Annotated in this window: 21 protein-coding genes; 11 read left to right on the plus strand and 10 right to left on the minus strand. The window is 68.7% G+C overall.

All coding sequences use genetic code 11. The annotated features are described in order from the left end of the window. Positions 1-20: 20 nt before the first annotated feature. Together ribA and N0B51_RS01695 are read left to right on the plus strand one after the other, a co-directional pair. A complete protein-coding gene (gene ribA, locus N0B51_RS01690) occupies positions 21-1,046 on the plus strand; it encodes a GTP cyclohydrolase II (RefSeq protein WP_259960451.1) in 1,026 nt (341 codons plus the stop codon). Beyond that, positions 1,043-1,540 carry a GNAT family N-acetyltransferase gene (locus N0B51_RS01695; protein WP_259960452.1) on the plus strand — a complete coding sequence of 166 codons (498 nt, stop codon included), beginning with the start codon at positions 1,043-1,045 and terminating at the stop codon, positions 1,538-1,540. Before ribA ends, N0B51_RS01695 begins: the two co-directional genes overlap by 4 nt. Before the next feature lie 3 nt (positions 1,541-1,543). Here N0B51_RS01695 and asd read toward each other — a convergent pair whose 3' ends face one another. Genes asd through N0B51_RS01725 form a run of 6 tightly spaced genes read right to left on the minus strand, consistent with a single transcriptional unit; the run spans position 1,544 to position 5,171 of the window. Further along, entirely contained in the window at positions 1,544-2,380 is an 837-nt protein-coding gene (gene asd, locus N0B51_RS01700) for an archaetidylserine decarboxylase (protein ID WP_259960453.1), read from the minus strand. Positions 2,381-2,411: 31 nt separating this feature from the next. Then, complete coding sequence (locus tag N0B51_RS01705; RefSeq protein ID WP_259960454.1) at positions 2,412-2,675, minus strand: DksA/TraR family C4-type zinc finger protein; 264 nt, start codon at positions 2,673-2,675, stop codon at positions 2,412-2,414. A gap of 49 nt (positions 2,676-2,724) precedes the next feature. Further along, the gene (locus tag N0B51_RS01710; RefSeq protein ID WP_259960455.1) at positions 2,725-3,726 is read right to left on the minus strand and encodes a right-handed parallel beta-helix repeat-containing protein; all 1,002 of its coding nucleotides are present in this window, start codon (positions 3,724-3,726) and stop codon (positions 2,725-2,727) included. 35 nt (positions 3,727-3,761) lie between these two features. Then, positions 3,762-4,043: a hypothetical protein gene (locus N0B51_RS01715; protein WP_259960456.1), complete on the minus strand. Its 282-nt coding sequence runs from the start codon at positions 4,041-4,043 to the stop codon at positions 3,762-3,764. A gap of 3 nt (positions 4,044-4,046) precedes the next feature. Beyond that, entirely contained in the window at positions 4,047-4,250 is a 204-nt protein-coding gene (locus tag N0B51_RS01720) for a type II toxin-antitoxin system antitoxin (protein WP_259960457.1), read from the minus strand. Between the two features lie 6 nt (positions 4,251-4,256). Next, positions 4,257-5,171 (minus strand): SPFH domain-containing protein, encoded by a 915-nt coding sequence (locus tag N0B51_RS01725; protein ID WP_259960458.1) that lies wholly within the window; start codon positions 5,169-5,171, stop codon positions 4,257-4,259. Between the two features lie 276 nt (positions 5,172-5,447). On the opposite strand from N0B51_RS01725, the gene N0B51_RS01730 reads away from it, so the two are divergent. The 3 genes from N0B51_RS01730 (at position 5,448) to N0B51_RS01740 (ending at position 7,333) form a co-directional block, all read left to right on the plus strand. Continuing rightward, entirely contained in the window at positions 5,448-5,624 is a 177-nt protein-coding gene (locus tag N0B51_RS01730) for an HP1242/YdcH family protein (RefSeq protein ID WP_259960459.1), read from the plus strand. Between the two features lie 65 nt (positions 5,625-5,689). Continuing rightward, positions 5,690-6,700 carry a TerC family protein gene (locus tag N0B51_RS01735; protein ID WP_259960460.1) on the plus strand — a complete coding sequence of 337 codons (1,011 nt, stop codon included), beginning with the start codon at positions 5,690-5,692 and terminating at the stop codon, positions 6,698-6,700. Positions 6,701-6,742: 42 nt separating this feature from the next. Next, complete coding sequence (locus N0B51_RS01740; protein WP_259960461.1) at positions 6,743-7,333, plus strand: metal-independent carbonic anhydrase family protein; 591 nt, start codon at positions 6,743-6,745, stop codon at positions 7,331-7,333. 55 nt (positions 7,334-7,388) lie between these two features. Here the strand turns inward: N0B51_RS01740 and recQ are convergent, their stop codons facing one another. Next, positions 7,389-9,191 (minus strand): DNA helicase RecQ, encoded by a 1,803-nt coding sequence (gene recQ / locus N0B51_RS01745; protein ID WP_259960462.1) that lies wholly within the window; start codon positions 9,189-9,191, stop codon positions 7,389-7,391. A gap of 119 nt (positions 9,192-9,310) precedes the next feature. Between recQ and N0B51_RS01750 the strand changes: the two genes are divergently transcribed. The 6 genes from N0B51_RS01750 to phhA all read left to right on the plus strand — a co-directional run bounded on the left by N0B51_RS01750 (position 9,311) and on the right by phhA (position 14,571). Next, positions 9,311-9,613 carry a hypothetical protein gene (locus N0B51_RS01750; protein WP_259960463.1) on the plus strand — a complete coding sequence of 101 codons (303 nt, stop codon included), beginning with the start codon at positions 9,311-9,313 and terminating at the stop codon, positions 9,611-9,613. A gap of 94 nt (positions 9,614-9,707) precedes the next feature. After that, entirely contained in the window at positions 9,708-9,944 is a 237-nt protein-coding gene (locus tag N0B51_RS01755; RefSeq protein ID WP_259960793.1) for a hypothetical protein, read from the plus strand. 9 nt (positions 9,945-9,953) lie between these two features. Further along, complete coding sequence (locus tag N0B51_RS01760; RefSeq protein WP_375545923.1) at positions 9,954-11,114, plus strand: acyl-CoA dehydrogenase family protein; 1,161 nt, start codon at positions 9,954-9,956, stop codon at positions 11,112-11,114. Continuing rightward, positions 11,115-12,359, plus strand: coding sequence for a CoA transferase (locus N0B51_RS01765; RefSeq protein ID WP_259960465.1), 1,245 nt, complete (start codon positions 11,115-11,117; stop codon positions 12,357-12,359). Continuing rightward, positions 12,356-13,582 (plus strand): acetyl-CoA C-acetyltransferase, encoded by a 1,227-nt coding sequence (locus N0B51_RS01770; protein ID WP_259960466.1) that lies wholly within the window; start codon positions 12,356-12,358, stop codon positions 13,580-13,582. Before N0B51_RS01765 ends, N0B51_RS01770 begins: the two co-directional genes overlap by 4 nt. Positions 13,583-13,632: 50 nt before the next feature. Next, positions 13,633-14,571 (plus strand): phenylalanine 4-monooxygenase, encoded by a 939-nt coding sequence (gene phhA, locus N0B51_RS01775; RefSeq protein WP_259960467.1) that lies wholly within the window; start codon positions 13,633-13,635, stop codon positions 14,569-14,571. A gap of 71 nt (positions 14,572-14,642) precedes the next feature. Here the strand turns inward: phhA and N0B51_RS01780 are convergent, their stop codons facing one another. From N0B51_RS01780 to N0B51_RS01790, 3 genes are all read right to left on the minus strand, one after another. After that, a complete protein-coding gene (locus N0B51_RS01780) occupies positions 14,643-14,897 on the minus strand; it encodes a hypothetical protein (RefSeq protein ID WP_259960468.1) in 255 nt (84 codons plus the stop codon). Positions 14,898-14,974: 77 nt separating this feature from the next. Further along, the gene (locus tag N0B51_RS01785) at positions 14,975-15,229 is read right to left on the minus strand and encodes a GlsB/YeaQ/YmgE family stress response membrane protein (RefSeq protein WP_259960469.1); all 255 of its coding nucleotides are present in this window, start codon (positions 15,227-15,229) and stop codon (positions 14,975-14,977) included. A 93-nt stretch (positions 15,230-15,322) separates the two neighbouring features. Then, positions 15,323-16,132: an undecaprenyl-diphosphate phosphatase gene (locus N0B51_RS01790; protein WP_259960470.1), complete on the minus strand. Its 810-nt coding sequence runs from the start codon at positions 16,130-16,132 to the stop codon at positions 15,323-15,325. Positions 16,133-16,181: the final 49 nt, after the last annotated feature.

The following is a 16,181-nucleotide window of genomic DNA, read 5'->3' on the forward strand; positions in this document are numbered from 1 at the left end:
CCCGGCGCGCGGCGCAAGCGGTGGATGCGCTGCGCCACGGGTGGCCGATCGCGCTTGACGGCGGACCCACGCTCCTGCCCGCAGAGACCGCCTTCGCACCCGGAGCGCGCGCGGAACGGATGCTGATCGGCGCGGCGCGCGCGGAAACGCTCAAGCTTGCCAACCAGCGCGAGGCCGCAGTCCCGGAAGCACCGGTCCTGGTGCGCGGCGCCGGGAAGTTTGACCTCGCCGCCGCGCGTGCGCTCGCCGATCCCGCGCTCGATCTCGCGAACCCGCTCAAGGGTCCGTTTCGCGCCGAATCCCTCGATTGGGCCGAGGGGGCCGCCGCCGCCCTGGAGCTTGCGCGGATCGCGGGAATCCTGCCCGCGTTTCTCGTCGATCCCGCCAACGCGGGCGAGGCACAGCCGTTCGCTCCCGCCGATCTGGCCGCGTTCACCGATCCTGCGCGCCTCGTCATCGCCGCGCGGGCGCACCTGCCGGTCGCGGCGGGCGAGGCGTGCGAGATCGTCGCCTTCCGCACGCCCGACGACCTGCGCGAACACGTCGCGCTGGTGTTCGGCGATCCGCGGTCGGACACGCCGCCGCTCGTGCGGCTGCATTCTGAATGCCTCACCGGCGACGTGCTCGGCAGCCTCAAGTGCGACTGCGGACCCCAACTCGACGCGGCGCTCCACGCGGCCTCGCAGAAAGCGCGATCGGGCGGCTGGGGCGTCGTGCTCTACCTGCGGCAGGAAGGGCGTGGGATCGGCCTCGTCAACAAGCTGCGCGCCTACCGGCTGCAGGACGAAGGGTTCGACACGATCGACGCGAACCGCCGCCTCGGTCTGCCCGACGAGGCGCGCGACTTTCCGGTGGCGGCGCGAATGCTCGACCTGCTCGGCGCGCGCAGCGTCCGGCTGATGACGAACAATCTTGCGAAGGTCGTCGCACTGGAAGATGCCGGCGTGCGCGTGGTCGAGCGGGTGCCGCACCAGCTGCCCGACAACCCGCACAACGCGCGCTACCTCGCCACCAAGCGCGACCGGGCAGGGCACCTCCTCCGGTGACCATATCGATCCGCGCGGAGCGGCCGGGTGACGCGGCCGCGATTCGCGCGGTCACCGCGGATGCGTTCGCGGGGGTCCCCTACAGCGACGGCAGCGAATCCGGCATCATCGACGCGCTGCGCGCCGCCGGCGACCTTTCGCTGTCGCTCGTCGCGGAGACGGACGGCACGGTGGCGGGACACGTCGCGTTCTCGCCGGTCGTCATCGAGGGCGGCGAGGATGGCTGGTTCGGCCTCGGCCCGGTCTCCGTCCGTCCCGACCTTCAACGGCTCGGCATCGGATCGCGCCTGATCGGGACGGGCATCGCTGAACTGCGGCTACGGGCCGCGCGCGGCGTGGTGCTGGTCGGCGATCCCGCATATTACGCGCGGTTCGGTTTCGAGCGCGACATCCGGCTGGTCTATCCGCGTCCGGGGGGCGAGTTCCTGCAACGGCTGGTTCTGGCGGGCAGCGGGACCGGCGGCGTGGTGCGCTACGCGCGCGCGTTCGGCTGATCTCTACAGTCGGCGGCCAAGGGCCTGTCCCATGCGCACGGTGCTTCCCGCACCGATCCCCTCGATCCACTCGACATTCCCCGGCTCGAACAGCAGCACCACGGTCGAGCCGAGGTAGAACCGGCCCATCTCGTCGCCCGCCGCGAAGCGCGGTCCGGTGAAATCGCGGCTCTCGATCACCCTTCCGTGCGGCTTCACCCGTCCGCTCCAGACGGTTTCGATTCCGGCGACGATCATCGCCCCGACCATCACGCTGGCGAACCGGCCGAGTTCTCCATCGAACAGGCACGCGAGCCGTTCGTTGCGGGCGAACAGCCGCTCGACCCCCTCGGCGGTCACCCCGTTCACCGAGAACAGGTCGCCCGGCACGTAGCGCGTCTGCCGCAAGGTCCCGGCGGCGGGCATGTGGACCCGGTGGTAGTCCTTCGGGGACAGGTAGATCGTCACGAACCGCCCCCCGTCGAACCGGTGGGCGTCGCCGGCGTCAACCGCCAGCAATTCCGCGACGGAATAGTCGCGGCCCTTGGCCTGGACGATCCGGCCGTCGGCGATTTCGCCGATCTGGCTCACCGCCCCGTCGGCCGGGCTGAGGACGAAGCGCTCCGTATCTGCGAGCGGTCGCGCGCCGGGTTTGAGGGCACGGGTGAAGAACGTGTTGAAGGTCGGGTAGGCCTCGACCGGCTCGGCCGCCTCGCTCATGTCGACGTCATAGGCGGCGATGAACCGGCGGATCAGCGGGTCGCGGATCCAGGGCGTCGTGGAGTCGGCGAACCGGCCCGCGAGTTTCGACAGGGCGTGCTGCGGCGCAAGGTGCTGCAATCGGATGAAGGCCGAACTCATGCGGCCCGGTTGGCGGCAAGCGAACGGTTCGTCAACGCAGCTGGCTATCCTTGCTCCCGCGGCGGTTGATCGCGGAGTGACGCACGGCGCCGTCCCGTTCCGCCTGGCAGCCGACGCAGGTCCGCACGCCCGGCAGCGCCTCGCGCCGACGCGGCGGGATCGGCTCGCCGCAATCGTCGCAGTATTCCGCACTCGCTCCCTTCGGCGTGCGGGCGCGGGCCGCGGCGACCGCGTCGCTGACCGTGTCGTCGATCTGGTCCTGAACCGCGCCGTCGCGCGTCCAACCGCCTGCCATGCCGTGCTCCTTTCAGGAACAACCGGCAGGATCGGGCAGGGGTTCCCCTTCAGCGCTTCTCGAAGGGCTTGATGCCGACGCCGAGCGCGTTGGGCCCGACCGTCAGCCGGTCATCCGACCAGTCAGCGACGAACGCAGTCGATCGCCGCACACCCGGCGCCAGGCGGGCGTCGTTGCCCGCCACCGCGAGGCCATCGGCCGAATGCCTCTGGTTTTCGGCCGCGACCGCGATGAAGGTCGAATGATTTTCCTTGTCCGCGCCTTGCACGAACCAGTTGTTGGTGATCTGTCCGGTCGCTCCGTCGGGCAGGTCGATCATGTAGTTCGTGCCGCGCCCCTGCGAATCGTCGAAGCTCGAGCTCGCGATCTCTACGCGGGCGGCGCGGGTTTTGACGTAATGACCCCCTGTGCCGCGTTCGAAGCGGCTGCGGGTTATCCGCAGGCGGCCGTAGTCGCCGACGTAGATCGAATGCGCGCAGCCCGCCTCGTTCTCGCACGTGCCGAGGCCGGAAAAGGTGCTCTTGTCGATCACGATCGTCCCCGCCGGATCGCTGGCGGTCAGGATGCCCTGCTGGCTGTCGAGAAACCAGCTCTGGGCAACGGTGAGGTCGCCCCGCTCGAGCCGGATGCCCGCGCCGTTCTTGTCCGGCACCGCCATGCCGCGAAACGTCAGCCCGGCCACGCGGGCCGCGCGCCCGCGCAGAACAAGCGCGGCCTTGCCCTCGCACGTCTTGTTCTCGAAGACCGCCTTGCCCGGCTGCGAGGCGAGATAGGTCACCGCGCCGGCCTCCTGTACCGCGCACTGGCGATAGGTGCCCGGCGCCACGGCGATCGTGCCGTGACCGCTCCCCACCGCGTTCACCGCCTGCTGCAGCGTGGAATATCCGCGCCCCGTCTCTACCACCGTGAACGGCGCGCCCGGGCTGTCCTGTGCGAGGACCGCGGCGGCAGGTATCGCCAAGACCGCCACCGCGGCGAGCGCGAGAACGAGCGCCATGGACGGCCGAGCGAGCGTGCGCCGGTCGGCGGCGGGGCGGGCGAGACTGTCCATGGGGCCCGCGATAGCGAATCCTGGTTAACGCGCTCCTAAGGATTCCTGTCCGGCTGCTCGCCCCAGCGCCAGCGCCAGCCGCCCCGCGTGCGGCGGCGTGCGATCAGGATCAGGGCCGTGGTTGCGACCGCGATGACGAGACCGGCCACCAACGGACCGACGTCGGGGTCTGCCCCGGCAAGCAGTCCGGCGCCCGCCACGATGCCGAGATAGACGAGCAGGACCACCCAGCCCTGCCAGGCGATGGGGAGCCCCGCGCCGTATCCGAAACGCTTGGCAGCGAACCAGTCGCCCTCCTCGAAGAACCCGTGCAGCATCGATCAGTTCTCCATTGGCGGGCGGCCGCGGCGGGCGGGCCGTGTCCGTTCCGCGGCGATCCCGCGCGCCTTGAGCGCCTCGCGCAGCAGGACCTCGATCTCGGCATTTGCGCTGCGCAGTTCGGCCGCAGCCAGCCGCTCGACCGCGGCGAAGACCGCCGGGTCGAGGCGAAGGGCGAAGGCCTTTCTGGGCGGCGTGTCGGCCATGGCCGGCTACTGGTAGAGCGTTCCGGCGTTGACCACCGGCTGCGCCTCGCGCTCGCCGCACAGCACGACCATGAGGTTCGACACCATCGTCGCCCGGCGCTCGTCGTCGAGTTCGACGATCTCGTCCTCGGACAGCTTGGCCAGCGCCATTTCGACCATGCTGACCGCGCCCATCACCAGCTTCGCGCGGGCGGCGATCACCGCTTCGGCCTGCTGGCGGCGCAGCATCGCGCCGGCGATCTCCGGGGCATAGGCGAGGTGGGTTAGGCCCGCCTCGTCGACCACGATGCCGGCGACGTGCAGCCGCTCGTTGAGCTCGGTCTGGAGCTCGGAATTGACCACGTCGGGGCTGCCGCGCAGGGTCGTCTCCTCTTCCTCGAGGTCGTCGTAGGGATGCCGTGCGCCTACCGTGCGCAGGCCGGCCTCGATCTGAATATTCACGAACTCCTTGAAATCGTCGACGTCGAAGCTCGCCTGCGCGGTGTCGGCGACGCGCCACACGACGTTGCAGGCAATGTCGATCGGGTTGCCCTTGAGGTCGTTGATCTTGACCCGGTCCGAATGGACGTTGTGCGCGCGGGCGGAGATCTTCTTCTTGGCGATCCACGGCCAGACCCAGCGCAACCCCTCGGTACGGTCGGTGCCCTTGTAGGCGCCGAACAGCGTGAGCACCGCCGCCTGGTTGGGCTGGATCATGTAGAACCCCACCGCGACGAACAGCGTGGCGATGATCGCACCGACCAGACTGCCGAGGAACGCGAGCTTGGTCGCCTTGTCGGCACCCGCGGGCGGGAAGCCGCCCGCCACCCACCACGCGCCCAGCGCAATCACGGCAAGCAGGACGAACAGCATCACGAAGCCGTTGAACGCCGATGCCGGCACCTCGCGACTTCTGGTCATCCCCTTCAGTTCCACCGACATGACGAATCACTCCTTCGATATGAAAGTGATATCATATTTATATCGATTCCGGAATTTTGCAAACCGGTTCTTGAAAGTGGCTGCATTGCCCCCATTTCGCTTTCGCGGGACCGGGCCCCTCTGGCGCGGCGCAGCGGCCTTCTGGCTTTTGCGTCGCGTGATGTCGGACCGCATCGGATGTTGCCGATGCCGGGCCTGGGCTCACCCCCTTCCCCAACGCCCACCGGTGTCGGCAACTCCGATCGAACTGCAATTCGTTCGATAGGGAGACGACGTATGTCCGACCGGCTGTACCTGCTGATGGAACGCCACCAGAAACTCGACCAGATGATCGCCGCGGCGCAGAAGCGCGGGCTGCCCGATCCGTTCGAGATCATTCGCCTGAAGAACCTGAAGCTCGCCGTAAAGGAGCGCCTCGCGCGCGCGATGCGGCGCCGCGCGCCCGCGCGTTGACCCGGTCGCCGGGCGCGCTCCGGTGGCGCGCCCGGCATTCGCCCCTTCAGGCGGAGCAAGGCCCGATGGATTTCCTCTTCTATGACTGGCTCGGCACGCCGGCGTGGTTCTGGCTGGCCTTTCTCGGCCTCGTCGTCGCGCTGACCGCGTTCGACCTCGGCGTCCTCCACAAGGAGGACCGCGAGATGGGCATCGGCGAAAGCCTGAAGCTCAGCGTGTTCTACATCGGCATCGCGCTCGCCTTCGGTGCGTGGATCTGGCTCGAGCGCGGCGCCGATCTCGGCATGAAGTATTACACGGGCTTCTTCATCGAGAAGGCGCTGTCGATCGACAACGTCTTCGTGATCAGCCTGATCTTCGGCTATTTCGCGATTCCTGCGAAATACCAGTACCGCGCGCTCCTGTGGGGTATCATCGCGGTGATCGTGCTGCGCGGCCTGATGATCGCGGGCGGCGCCGCGCTCGTCGCAGAAGCGTACTGGGTGCTCTACGTCTTCGCCGCTTTCCTCGTTTTCACCGGCATCAAGATGTTCTTCGCCGGCGACCACGAACCCGATATCGCGCGCAACCCGGCGGTCCGCTGGATCTCGACCCACATGCGGGTGACCCGCGCGCTTCACGGGCAGCACTTCTTCGTCAAGGTCGCCGACGAGAAGACCGGCAGGCTGGTTACCGCGGCGACCCCGCTATTCCTGGCCCTGGTCGTCATCAACCTCGCCGACCTCGTCTTCGCGGTCGACAGCGTGCCGGCGATCTTCGCGATCACGACCGATACGTTCGTGGTCTACACCAGCAACATCATGGCGATCCTAGGCCTGCGCGCGCTCTACTTCGCGCTCGCGGCGATGGTGCACCGCTTCTACTACCTCAAGTACGCGCTCGCCGCCGTGCTGGTGTTCATCGGCGCGAAGATCTTCGTGTCCGATTTCGTTCTCGGCGGAGACAAGTTCCCCCCGGTGCTGAGCCTGGCCGTGACCGCCGCGCTGATCGCGAGCGGCGTGCTCTACTCGCTGTGGAAGACCCGCCACGGCGAGGACAGCGCTCCGCACCTGCCGCACAACCCGGTCCAGCCCTGATCGACCGTTCACCACCACCAACGCACGAAAAGGAGACTGCTCATGAAGACCACGTACCTGCTGGCCCCGATTGCCGCCGGCCTCGCCCTCGCCGCGGCGCCGGTCCAGGCCAAGCACCACGAAGGCGGCCACCCGGCCGCACAGGCCGCCACCTACGCGCCGATCACCGTCGCGGAAGTCGAAGCAGCCCAGCAGGCCTGGTGCAACGCGCTGGTCGCAATCTCGACCGAGGCCGACACCAAGGTCCTTCCCGCAGACAAGGCTCTCGCCGGGCAGGTCATCGACAGCACCTATGCCTACGGAATGGGACCGGTCCTGTTCAAACCGACGCTGGCGGCTGCCCCCCAGACGTTCCGCCCCACGCGCGACGGCGCGCTTTCCTACTTCGTGGGCGATGACGCGACCTATCCCAACGACGGCGGCTTCGCGCTCAAGCACTGGCGCAGCTGCGAGAGCGAGAACGCCGGCATCCTGATCACCGGCAACAGCGCGATGTCGATGGGCAATGTCTCGATGTGGGATGACAAGGGCAACCTGACCAAGGTCGACAAGACCTGGGGGTATGTGCGCGACGGCAAGGGCAAGCTGCGCATCGTCCTGCACCACTCCTCGCTCCCCTACGCGGCCAGCTAGCGGCACGCGCAGCGGCCGCCGGATACCGCCCGCGGCCGCCATGCGCTTGCGCGGGTCAATGCCGCCGGATGACCGCCAGGAACGCCTCGCCATAGGATTCGAGCTTGCGGGCACCCACGCCCGCGATTGCGCCGAGCTGCGACAGCGACCGCGGCTTCAGCGCCGCCATCTCGCGCAAGGTGGCATCGTGGAACACCACGTATGGCGGTACCCCCGCCTCGCGCGCGATCGTGCGTCTCTCCTCGCGCAGCGCCTCGAACAAGGGATCGCCCACCGGATTGGCCTCCCCGCCGGTTCCCCGCCGCCGCGAGCGTGCGCGCGCCGGCGGCACGACGATCTCCACCGCGCGCTCGCCCTTGAGAATCGCCTTGGCGTCGCCGCCGAGCTGAAGGCCGCCGTGTTCGGTCGCGACGAGGCTCCCGCGCGCCTGCAGCGCCCGCGCGATCGGCTGGAGCAGCCGTGCCTCGTCGTTGCCGACGATCCCGAACACGCTCAGCCGGTCGTGGCCGCGCTGGATCACGCGGTCGTCCCCGGCGCCGGTCAGCACTTTCTGGAGGTGACCGAAGCCAAAGCTCTGGCCAGTGCGGTAGGCGGCGCTGAGCAGCTTCTGCGCCAGTTCGGTGACATCGAGGACGCCGGGCGCCTCGAGGCAGTTGTCGCAGTTGCCGCAGCGTTCCGGCGGATCCTCGCCGAAGTGGCGCAGCAGCACCGCGCGGCGGCAGCCGGCGGTCTCGACGAGGCCCGCCAGCGCGTCGAGCCGGGTGCGCTCGGAGGTGCGACGGTCTTCGGGCACCTCGCCGATCCGCTGCCGGGCGCGGGCGAAGTCGTCGGCGCCCCACAGCATGACCGCCTGCGCGGCGTCGCCGTCGCGGCCCGCGCGGCCGGTCTCCTGGTAATAGGCCTCGATCGACTTGGGCAGACCGGCATGGGCGACGAAGCGCACGTCGGGCTTGTCGATCCCCATGCCGAACGCGATCGTGGCGACGATCACCATGTCCTCGCTTTCGACGAACGCGGCCTGGTTGCCCGCACGCACGGCGGGATCGAGCCCCGCGTGGTAAGGGCGGACCGGGCGCCCGGTAGCCGCGGCGAGCTTGTCGGCCAGCTGTTCGACCTTCGCCCGGGTCGGGGCGTAGACGATCCCCGGCCCCGGCTCGGTCCGCATCAGGTCGGCGATCTGACGCACCGGGTTGTCCCGGTGGCGGATCGCATAACGGATGTTCGACCGATCGAACCCGGCGACGATCAATCCGCTCTCGGGAATGTCGAGCTGGGTCAGGATGTCGGCACGGGTGTGCGCGTCGGCAGTCGCGGTCAGCGCCAGCCGCGGCACGCCCGCAAACGCGTCCATCAGCGGGCGAAGCTGGCGATAGTCAGGGCGGAAATCGTGGCCCCATTCGCTCACGCAGTGCGCCTCGTCGATCGCGAACAGCGCGATGGGCGCCGACGACAGCAGGTCGCGGAACGCCGGCTGGCTTGCCCGCTCGGGCGCGACATAGAGCAGGTCGAGCTGGCCCGCGCGGAACGCGTCCATCGTCTCGCGCCAGTCAGCGTCGGCGCTCGTCAGCGTGGCAGCGGCGATGCCGTTGGCGCGCGCCGCGCGCAGCTGGTCGTGCATCAGCGCGATCAGCGGGCTGACGACCACGCAGGTCCCCTTCAGCATCGTCGCCGGAAGCTGGTAGGTCAGCGACTTGCCCGCCCCCGTCGGCATGACCGCGAGCGTGGAGCGGCCGTCCAGCACCCGCTCGATCACCTGCGGCTGCACGCCGCGGAAATCGTCGAAGCCGAACACTTCGCGCAGCTTGCCGCGGGCCTCGGCGAGCGCCGGACCGGGAGAAGGAGGTGCGACCGTGGCCATCGCGGGCGCCTTGGCACAGGCAGTGGGCGGAAGGAAATGCACCGCTTGTGGACAGCGGCGATTGCGGCGCGAATGTGGCGCGCGTAGGAGCGGTCCGAACCCATTCGAGGAGACCACCGATGAAGAAGATTGCCCTGATCGCCCTGCCGCTCACGCTCGGCCTCGCCGCTTGCGGCAGCACCGACGACGCCTCGACCGCGGCCGAGGCCGACACGGTCGAGATGCCGGCAGACGAGGCGATGGCCGGCGTGACCGAAGAACCCGTCGCCGACCCGAGCGCCAACGCTTCGGAGGACGCCGCCGCCGAACCGACCGACGCCGCGCAGGCGACCGCCGAGCAGGCCGGCGCCAATGCCGCCGAAGTCGCCGCGCGCGCGCAGGCCGCCGCCGCGGCTGCCGAGGCGGCCACCGACGCGCAGTAAGGCGCTCGGCCCCTTGCGCCATGGAAGGCGGGCGGATCGCGGTCGACGCGATTCGCCCGCTTTTCCTTTTTCAGAAGGCGAGTATGGCGTGACCATGTTGTTCGCGAGGAGCCTTCCGCCCGTCGCCGCCATGCTGGCGCTGGCCGCCTGCGGATCCGCGGCGACCGATCCGGGCCCCGGCGGGGTGACCGTGGACGAAGCCGCGGCGCTGGACGAGGCTGCGGCGATGCTGGAGGAGCGACGCCTGCCGGCGAGCGCGATCCCTTCCGGGGCCTTGCCGAGCGCGGCCGCATCGGCAACAGAAGAATCGGAGTCGGCGGGAGAGAATTAAATGACCGGTATGGACCCTGAACTGTTCGAACAGTTCATCGACCAGCTCGAGCGCTACGTGCGCGAACGGCTGATCCCGGCCGAGCGGGAGGTGATCGAAGCCGACCGTATCCCCGAGCCGATCGTCAACGAGATGCGCGACATGGGCCTGTTCGGCCTGACCGTGCCCGAGGACTACGGCGGTGCCGGGCTCAGCACATCGCAGTATGCGCGCGTGGTCAAGACGATGGCCTATGCCGCGCCGGCCTTCCGCTCGATCTTCTCGATCAACGTCGGGATGTTCAACTCCGCGATCAAGAACGGGGGCACCGACGCGCAGAAGGCCGAGTGGTGGCCGCGCATCGCCGCCGGCGAGATCGCCTGCTTCGGCCTGACCGAGCCCGGCAGCGGCAGCGACAGCGCCGCGATGGCGACGACCGCGAAGCCCGATCCGGGCGGCAACGGCTGGATCCTCAACGGGACCAAGCGCTACATCACCAACGCGCCGCACGCCTCGGTCGGCCTGATCATGGCCCGCACCGAGAAGGAGAACCTGCCCAAGAACGCGCACGTGTCCGCCTTCATCGTGCCGATGGACACGCCCGGCGTCACCGTCGGGTCACCCGACCACAAGATGGGCCAGGCCGGCAGCCATATCGCCGATGTGATCCTCGACGACGTGCACGTGCCGGGCGATGCGCTGCTCGGGGGAGAGACCGGCAAGGGCTTCGTGTTCGCGATGAAAAGCCTCGACAACGGGCGCATTTCGGTCGGTGCGGCGTCGACCGGATACGCCCGCCGCGCGCTCGACAGCGCGCTGCGCTACGCGACCGAGCGCAAGGCGTTCGGCGAGCCGATCGCCAACTTCCAGCTGATCCAGCAGATGCTCGCCGAGAGCGAGACCGAGATCTACGCCGCCGAATGCATGATGGCCGACGTGACCGCGCGCGCCGACGCGGGCGAGAACATCCTGCGCAAGGCCGCTGCGTTCAAGGTCTTCGCCTCGGAAATGTGCGGGCGCGTGGTCGACCGGGTGGTGCAGATCTACGGCGGCGCCGGCTACCTCGCAGAATACGACGCCGAGCGATTCTTCCGCGATGCGCGCATCTACCGCATCTACGAAGGAACCACGCAGATCCTCCAGCTGCAGATCGCCAAGCATATGCTGCGCGATTTCGCGGCGCAGGCGTAGATGTACGGCCTCCTCGCCGATCTTTCGGTCATCGAGGTATCGAGCTTCGTCGCATCGCCGACGATCGGGCTCTATTGCGCGCAGATGGGCGCCGAGGTGGTCCGCGTCGACCAAATCGGTGGCGGGCTCGACTACGATCGCTACATGCAGACCGCCGAGGGCCGCAGCCTCGCGTGGGAGAACCTGAACCGCGCGAAGAAATCGGTCGCGCTCGACCTGCGGTCGGCCGAGGGGCGCGAGCTGTGCGTCGCTCTGGCAAGGACCACCGGCCAGCTCGTCACCAACCTGCCCGAGCAGAGCTTCCTCAGCCACGCCGCGGTGAGCGAGGGGCGGCCCGACATGATCTCGGTGCGCGTGATGGGCTGGCACGATGGCCGGCAGGCGATGGACTTCACCGTCAACGCGGCCAGCGGATACCCGCTGATGACCGGGCCGGAAGACTGGGACCCCGCGACCGCGCCGCCCGTCAACCAGGTGCTGCCCGCGTGGGACTTCATCACCGGCGCCTACGGAGCCTTCGCGCTGCTGGCGGCGGTCCACCACCGCGCCCGCACGGGCGAGGGGAGCGAGGTGCGCCTGCCGCTCGGCGACGTGATGATCGGCACCGTCGCCAATTCGGGTGCCCTGGCTGAGATGCTCTATCGCGGCACCGACCGGCCGCGCCTCGGCAACGCGATCTGGGGCGCGCTGGGGCGTGATTTCACGAGCCGCGACGGCAAGCGGTTCATGGTCGCGGTGCTGACCGCGAAGCAGTGGCGGGCGATGGTCGACGCGCTCGACATCGCCGCGCCGATCGCCGTGCTCGAGGCCGAAACCGGCGTGCAGTTTGCCCACTCCGATCACAACCGCTTCGTCCACCGCGATGCGCTGTTCGCCATCGTGCAGGGCGCCGCCGGGCAGCGCGATTATGCAGACCTCGCCCAGGCGCTGGGCGCGGCGGGTGCGACCTTCGAACGCTACCGCACGATGCACGAGGCGGTGACCGATCCCGCGCTCGTCGCCGACAACCCGCTGTTCGGCCCCTCGCCCGCCAACCCCAGCGGGTTCGCCTACCCCGCGCCGCGCTCGATGGCGCACCTCGGCGGCGAACAGGCGGGCGACCCGCGGCCTGCTGCTTTTCTCGGCGAGCACAGCGAGGAAGTGCTCGCCGAGCGGCTTGGCCTGTCGTCGGGCGTGATCGGCGACCTGGTCGACCGCGGCGTGGTCGACACGAGCGACAGCAACGGATTGAGGAAACGCCCATGACCATTCGCAAGACCGGCCGCAGGGCCGCCATCGTCAGCCCGCTGCGCACGCCGGTGGGCAAGTTCCTCGGCACGCTCGCCCCGCTCGAAGCGGGCCAGCTCGGCGCGGTCATCCTCAAGGCGCTGGTCGCGCGCAGCGGGATCGATCCCGACCGCGTCGACGACGTTGTCTTCAGCCAGGGCTACGGTAACGCCGAGGCCCCCGCGATCGGGCACTGGGCCTGGCTCGCCGCCGGCCTCCCGCTCGAGGTACCCGGTTACCAGCTCGACCGGCGCTGCGGTTCGGGCCTGCAGGCGGTCGTCAATGCGGCGATGATGGTCGAGAGCGGGCATGCCGACGTGGTCGTCGCGGGCGGCTGCGAATCGATGTCGAACGTCGAGCACTACACCACGGCGCTGCGCGGCGGGGTCAAGGCGGGCAACGTCGAGCTGTGGGACCGGCTTACCCGAGGCCGGTTGATGAGCCAGCCGATCGAGCGGTTCGGGGTCATCACCGGCATGATCGAAACGGCGGAAAATCTCGCCAGCGACTACGGCATCACGCGCGAGGAGGCCGACGCCTTTGCTGTGCGCAGCCACCGCAACGCCGCTGCCGCGTGGGAGGCTGGCAGGTTCGACGCGCAACTGGTGCCCGTCGAGGTGCCGCAGCGGAAGGGCGACCCGGTCCTGTTCGCGAGGGACGAGGGCTTCCGCGCCGACGCGAGCATGGAATCGCTCGGCAAGCTGCGCGCGCTCGAAGGCGGCGTGGTGACCGCGGGCAACGCCAGCCAGCAGAACGATGCGGCCGCCGCATGCCTTGTCGTCGCAGAGGACAAGCTCGACGAACTGGGGCTCGAACCGATGCTGTGGTTCACCGGCTACGCGGCGGCGGGCTGCGACCCGAGCCGGATGGGCATCGGACCCGTGCCGGCGGTCGAGCGGCTGTTCGCGCGCACCGGCATGGGCTGGGACGAGGTCGATCTCGTCGAGCTCAACGAGGCGTTCGCACCGCAGGTCCTCGCGGTGCTCAAGGGCTGGGGCTGGTCCGAGGACGATTCCCGACTGGACATCCTCAACGTCAACGGCTCTGGCATCAGCCTCGGCCACCCGATCGGTGCGACCGGGGGGCGCATCCTTGCCGACATGGCGCACGAAATGGCCCGGCGCGAGGCGCGCTATGGGCTGGAAACGATGTGTATCGGCGGGGGCCAGGGCATCGCCGCGATCTTCGAACGCGCCGCCTGACCGGCATTTGCGGGCACCGGGCTGCGGTGCTATTCGTTACGGTTGAAACAATGGCCACGCTCGCGAAACCTGAAGAAGACTTCTCCGCGCTGCCGGATCTTCCGGCGGACGTGTTCACCGCGCCGCTCAAGCGGCCGGCGCACGTAGGCGAGGACTGGCTCGAACCGGCCCAGGCGCAGTACTCGAGCGAAGAAGACGCGATCTGGAACGACCTGTTCGCCCGCCAGATGGACGTCCTGCCGGGCCGCGCGGCGAGCGCGTTCATGGCGGGCCTGCAGAAGCTGAACCTCAATCGCGGCGGCGTGCCCGAATTCGGCAAGCTCAGCGAGGATCTCTCCGCGCTGACCGGGTGGTCGGTCGTGCCGGTGCCGATGCTGATCCCCGATCACGTGTTCTTCTGGCACCTTGCCAACCGCCGCTTCCCCGCGGGCAACTTCATCCGCACGCGCGAAACCTTCGACTACATCCAGGAGCCCGACGTCTTCCACGACGTGTTCGGGCACGTGCCGATGCTGACCGACCCGGTCTACGCCGACTACATGCAGGAATACGGCCGCGCCGGGTGGAAGGCGATGCGCTACAATCGCCTCAAGGCGCTGGGCGCACTCTACTGGTACACGGTCGAGTTCGGGCTGATCGAGGAGGCCGGCGGCCTCAAGGCCTACGGCGCGGGCATCCTGTCCGGCCCGACCGAGGTGGTCTACGCGACCGAGGCGGAGAGCCCCAACCGGATCATGCTCAACGTCGATCGGGTGATGCGGACCGACTACGTGATCGACGACCTGCAACCGACCTATTTCGTGATCGAGAGTTTCGAGGATCTTTTCCGCCAGACGGTCGAGCGCGATTTCGACCGTCTGTACCGCTCGCTGCCGCCGGGGTTCACCTTTGCCAACAGCGCGGTGATCGATCTCGACAACGTGGTCCATCGCGGCACGCAGGAATACCTCCTGCGCGGCGGTCGCGGCAGCGGGGCGAAGCCCGTCTAGCACCGCAAACGGGCCAAAAAAAACGGCCCCGGATCGCTCCGGGACCGTCTTTCTGCCTGAACTGACCGAGCTCAGTTGCCGGTGGCGTTGTCAGCGGCTTCGCCGGCCTCTTCCATCGCATCGGCCTTGTCTTCGGCGGCGTCGGTCACCGCGTCGGCCTGCTCGTCGGTCATCGTGCCGGCGTCTTCCATGGCCTCAGCCTGCTCGTTGACAGCTTCGGCGTTCTGCTCGCCGGCGTCTTCCATGGCGTTTTCCTTCGGGCCGTCACAGGCAGCGACGGTAAGGCCGAGGGCGAGCGCCGACGAAATGGCAATGAGCTTCTTCATTACAGTCTTCCCCTTTTTGGATGGGCCCCCTGCATATCAAGGGGGGCCCCGGTAAAAAAGTCAAAATTGTGGCAGGGTCAGCGAGCGATCCGCAGTCGGGTGACGGCCAGCAGCACGAGCATCGCGATCGCGCCGACAATGCCGGCCAACAGGGCGCTGGCCGAAATGCCCAGCACCAGCGACTCGCGGGTCACCAGGGCGCCAAACACCAGCGCACCGAACTCTCCCGCGACCAGGTTCAGCGCGATCGAACGCGCATCGTCACCCCGCGTGAGGATCGACGCCAGCCACGCCAGCACGCCGCCGACTGCCAAAAGTACAATAAAACCCACCACTTAACTCGCTAATCAAATGTCTTCACCTGCCAAGAAGCATCGAAACCGACGATGGTTCCGCAGAATGCGACGAAACGAGGGCGCGAAGGACTAGCGGAGCGCAAGCCAGGCGAGCGCCGCGCCGCCGAGCGCGATCCGGTACCACGCGAAGGGCGCGAAGCCGTGGCGCGAGACGTAGGCAACGAAAGCCCGGATGACGATCAGCGCGACGACGAAGCTGACCGCGAAGCCGATCGCGACTTCGGTCCAGCCGACCCCGGCACCTCCGGCCAGCTGGTCGCCCTTGTCGGCCAGGCTGAGCACGGTCGCGCCGAGCATCGTGGGGATCGCGAGGAAGAACGAGAACTCGGCCGCGGTCTTGCGACCGACGCCGAGAGCCAGCGCGCCCATGATCGTCGCGCCCGAACGGCTGACGCCGGGGACGAGCGCGAGGCATTGCGCGAAGCCCACTCCGAGCGCCTGGCGCACCGGCAGATCGGCGACCTTGCGCTCCGGGCCGGGCTCGACCGCCTTCTCTATCGCGAGGATGCCGATTCCGCCGGCGATCAGCGCCCAGGCGACGACCGTCGGACTTTCCAGCATGTCGTAGATGTACCCGCGCAGCGCGAAGCCCAGCGCGGCCGAGGGCAGGAAGCCGAGCAGGATGTTGCGCAGGAAGCGGATACCCTCGGCCTCGAGCCGGAGCAGCTTCATCCCCTCGTCCCAGAAGGTCGGCCAGTACTGGACGACGACGGCGAGGATTGCGCCGAGCTGGATGACGACGTTGAAGGTTTCCCATTCCGCGGCGTCGTAGCCGAACAGCTCGGAGGCAAGGATCAGGTGCCCGGTCGAGGAGACCGGGATGAACTCGGTAAGACCCTCGACGATGCCGAGGAGAATGGCGGTAAGCGTCAGACCCATGTGCGCGCCATGAAGAAAGGGCGGGCCAAGTCAAGCGACACGGCCCGCC

Source organism: Tsuneonella litorea (genome assembly GCF_025154015.1).
Classification (GTDB): Bacteria; Pseudomonadota; Alphaproteobacteria; order Sphingomonadales; family Sphingomonadaceae; genus Tsuneonella; species Tsuneonella litorea.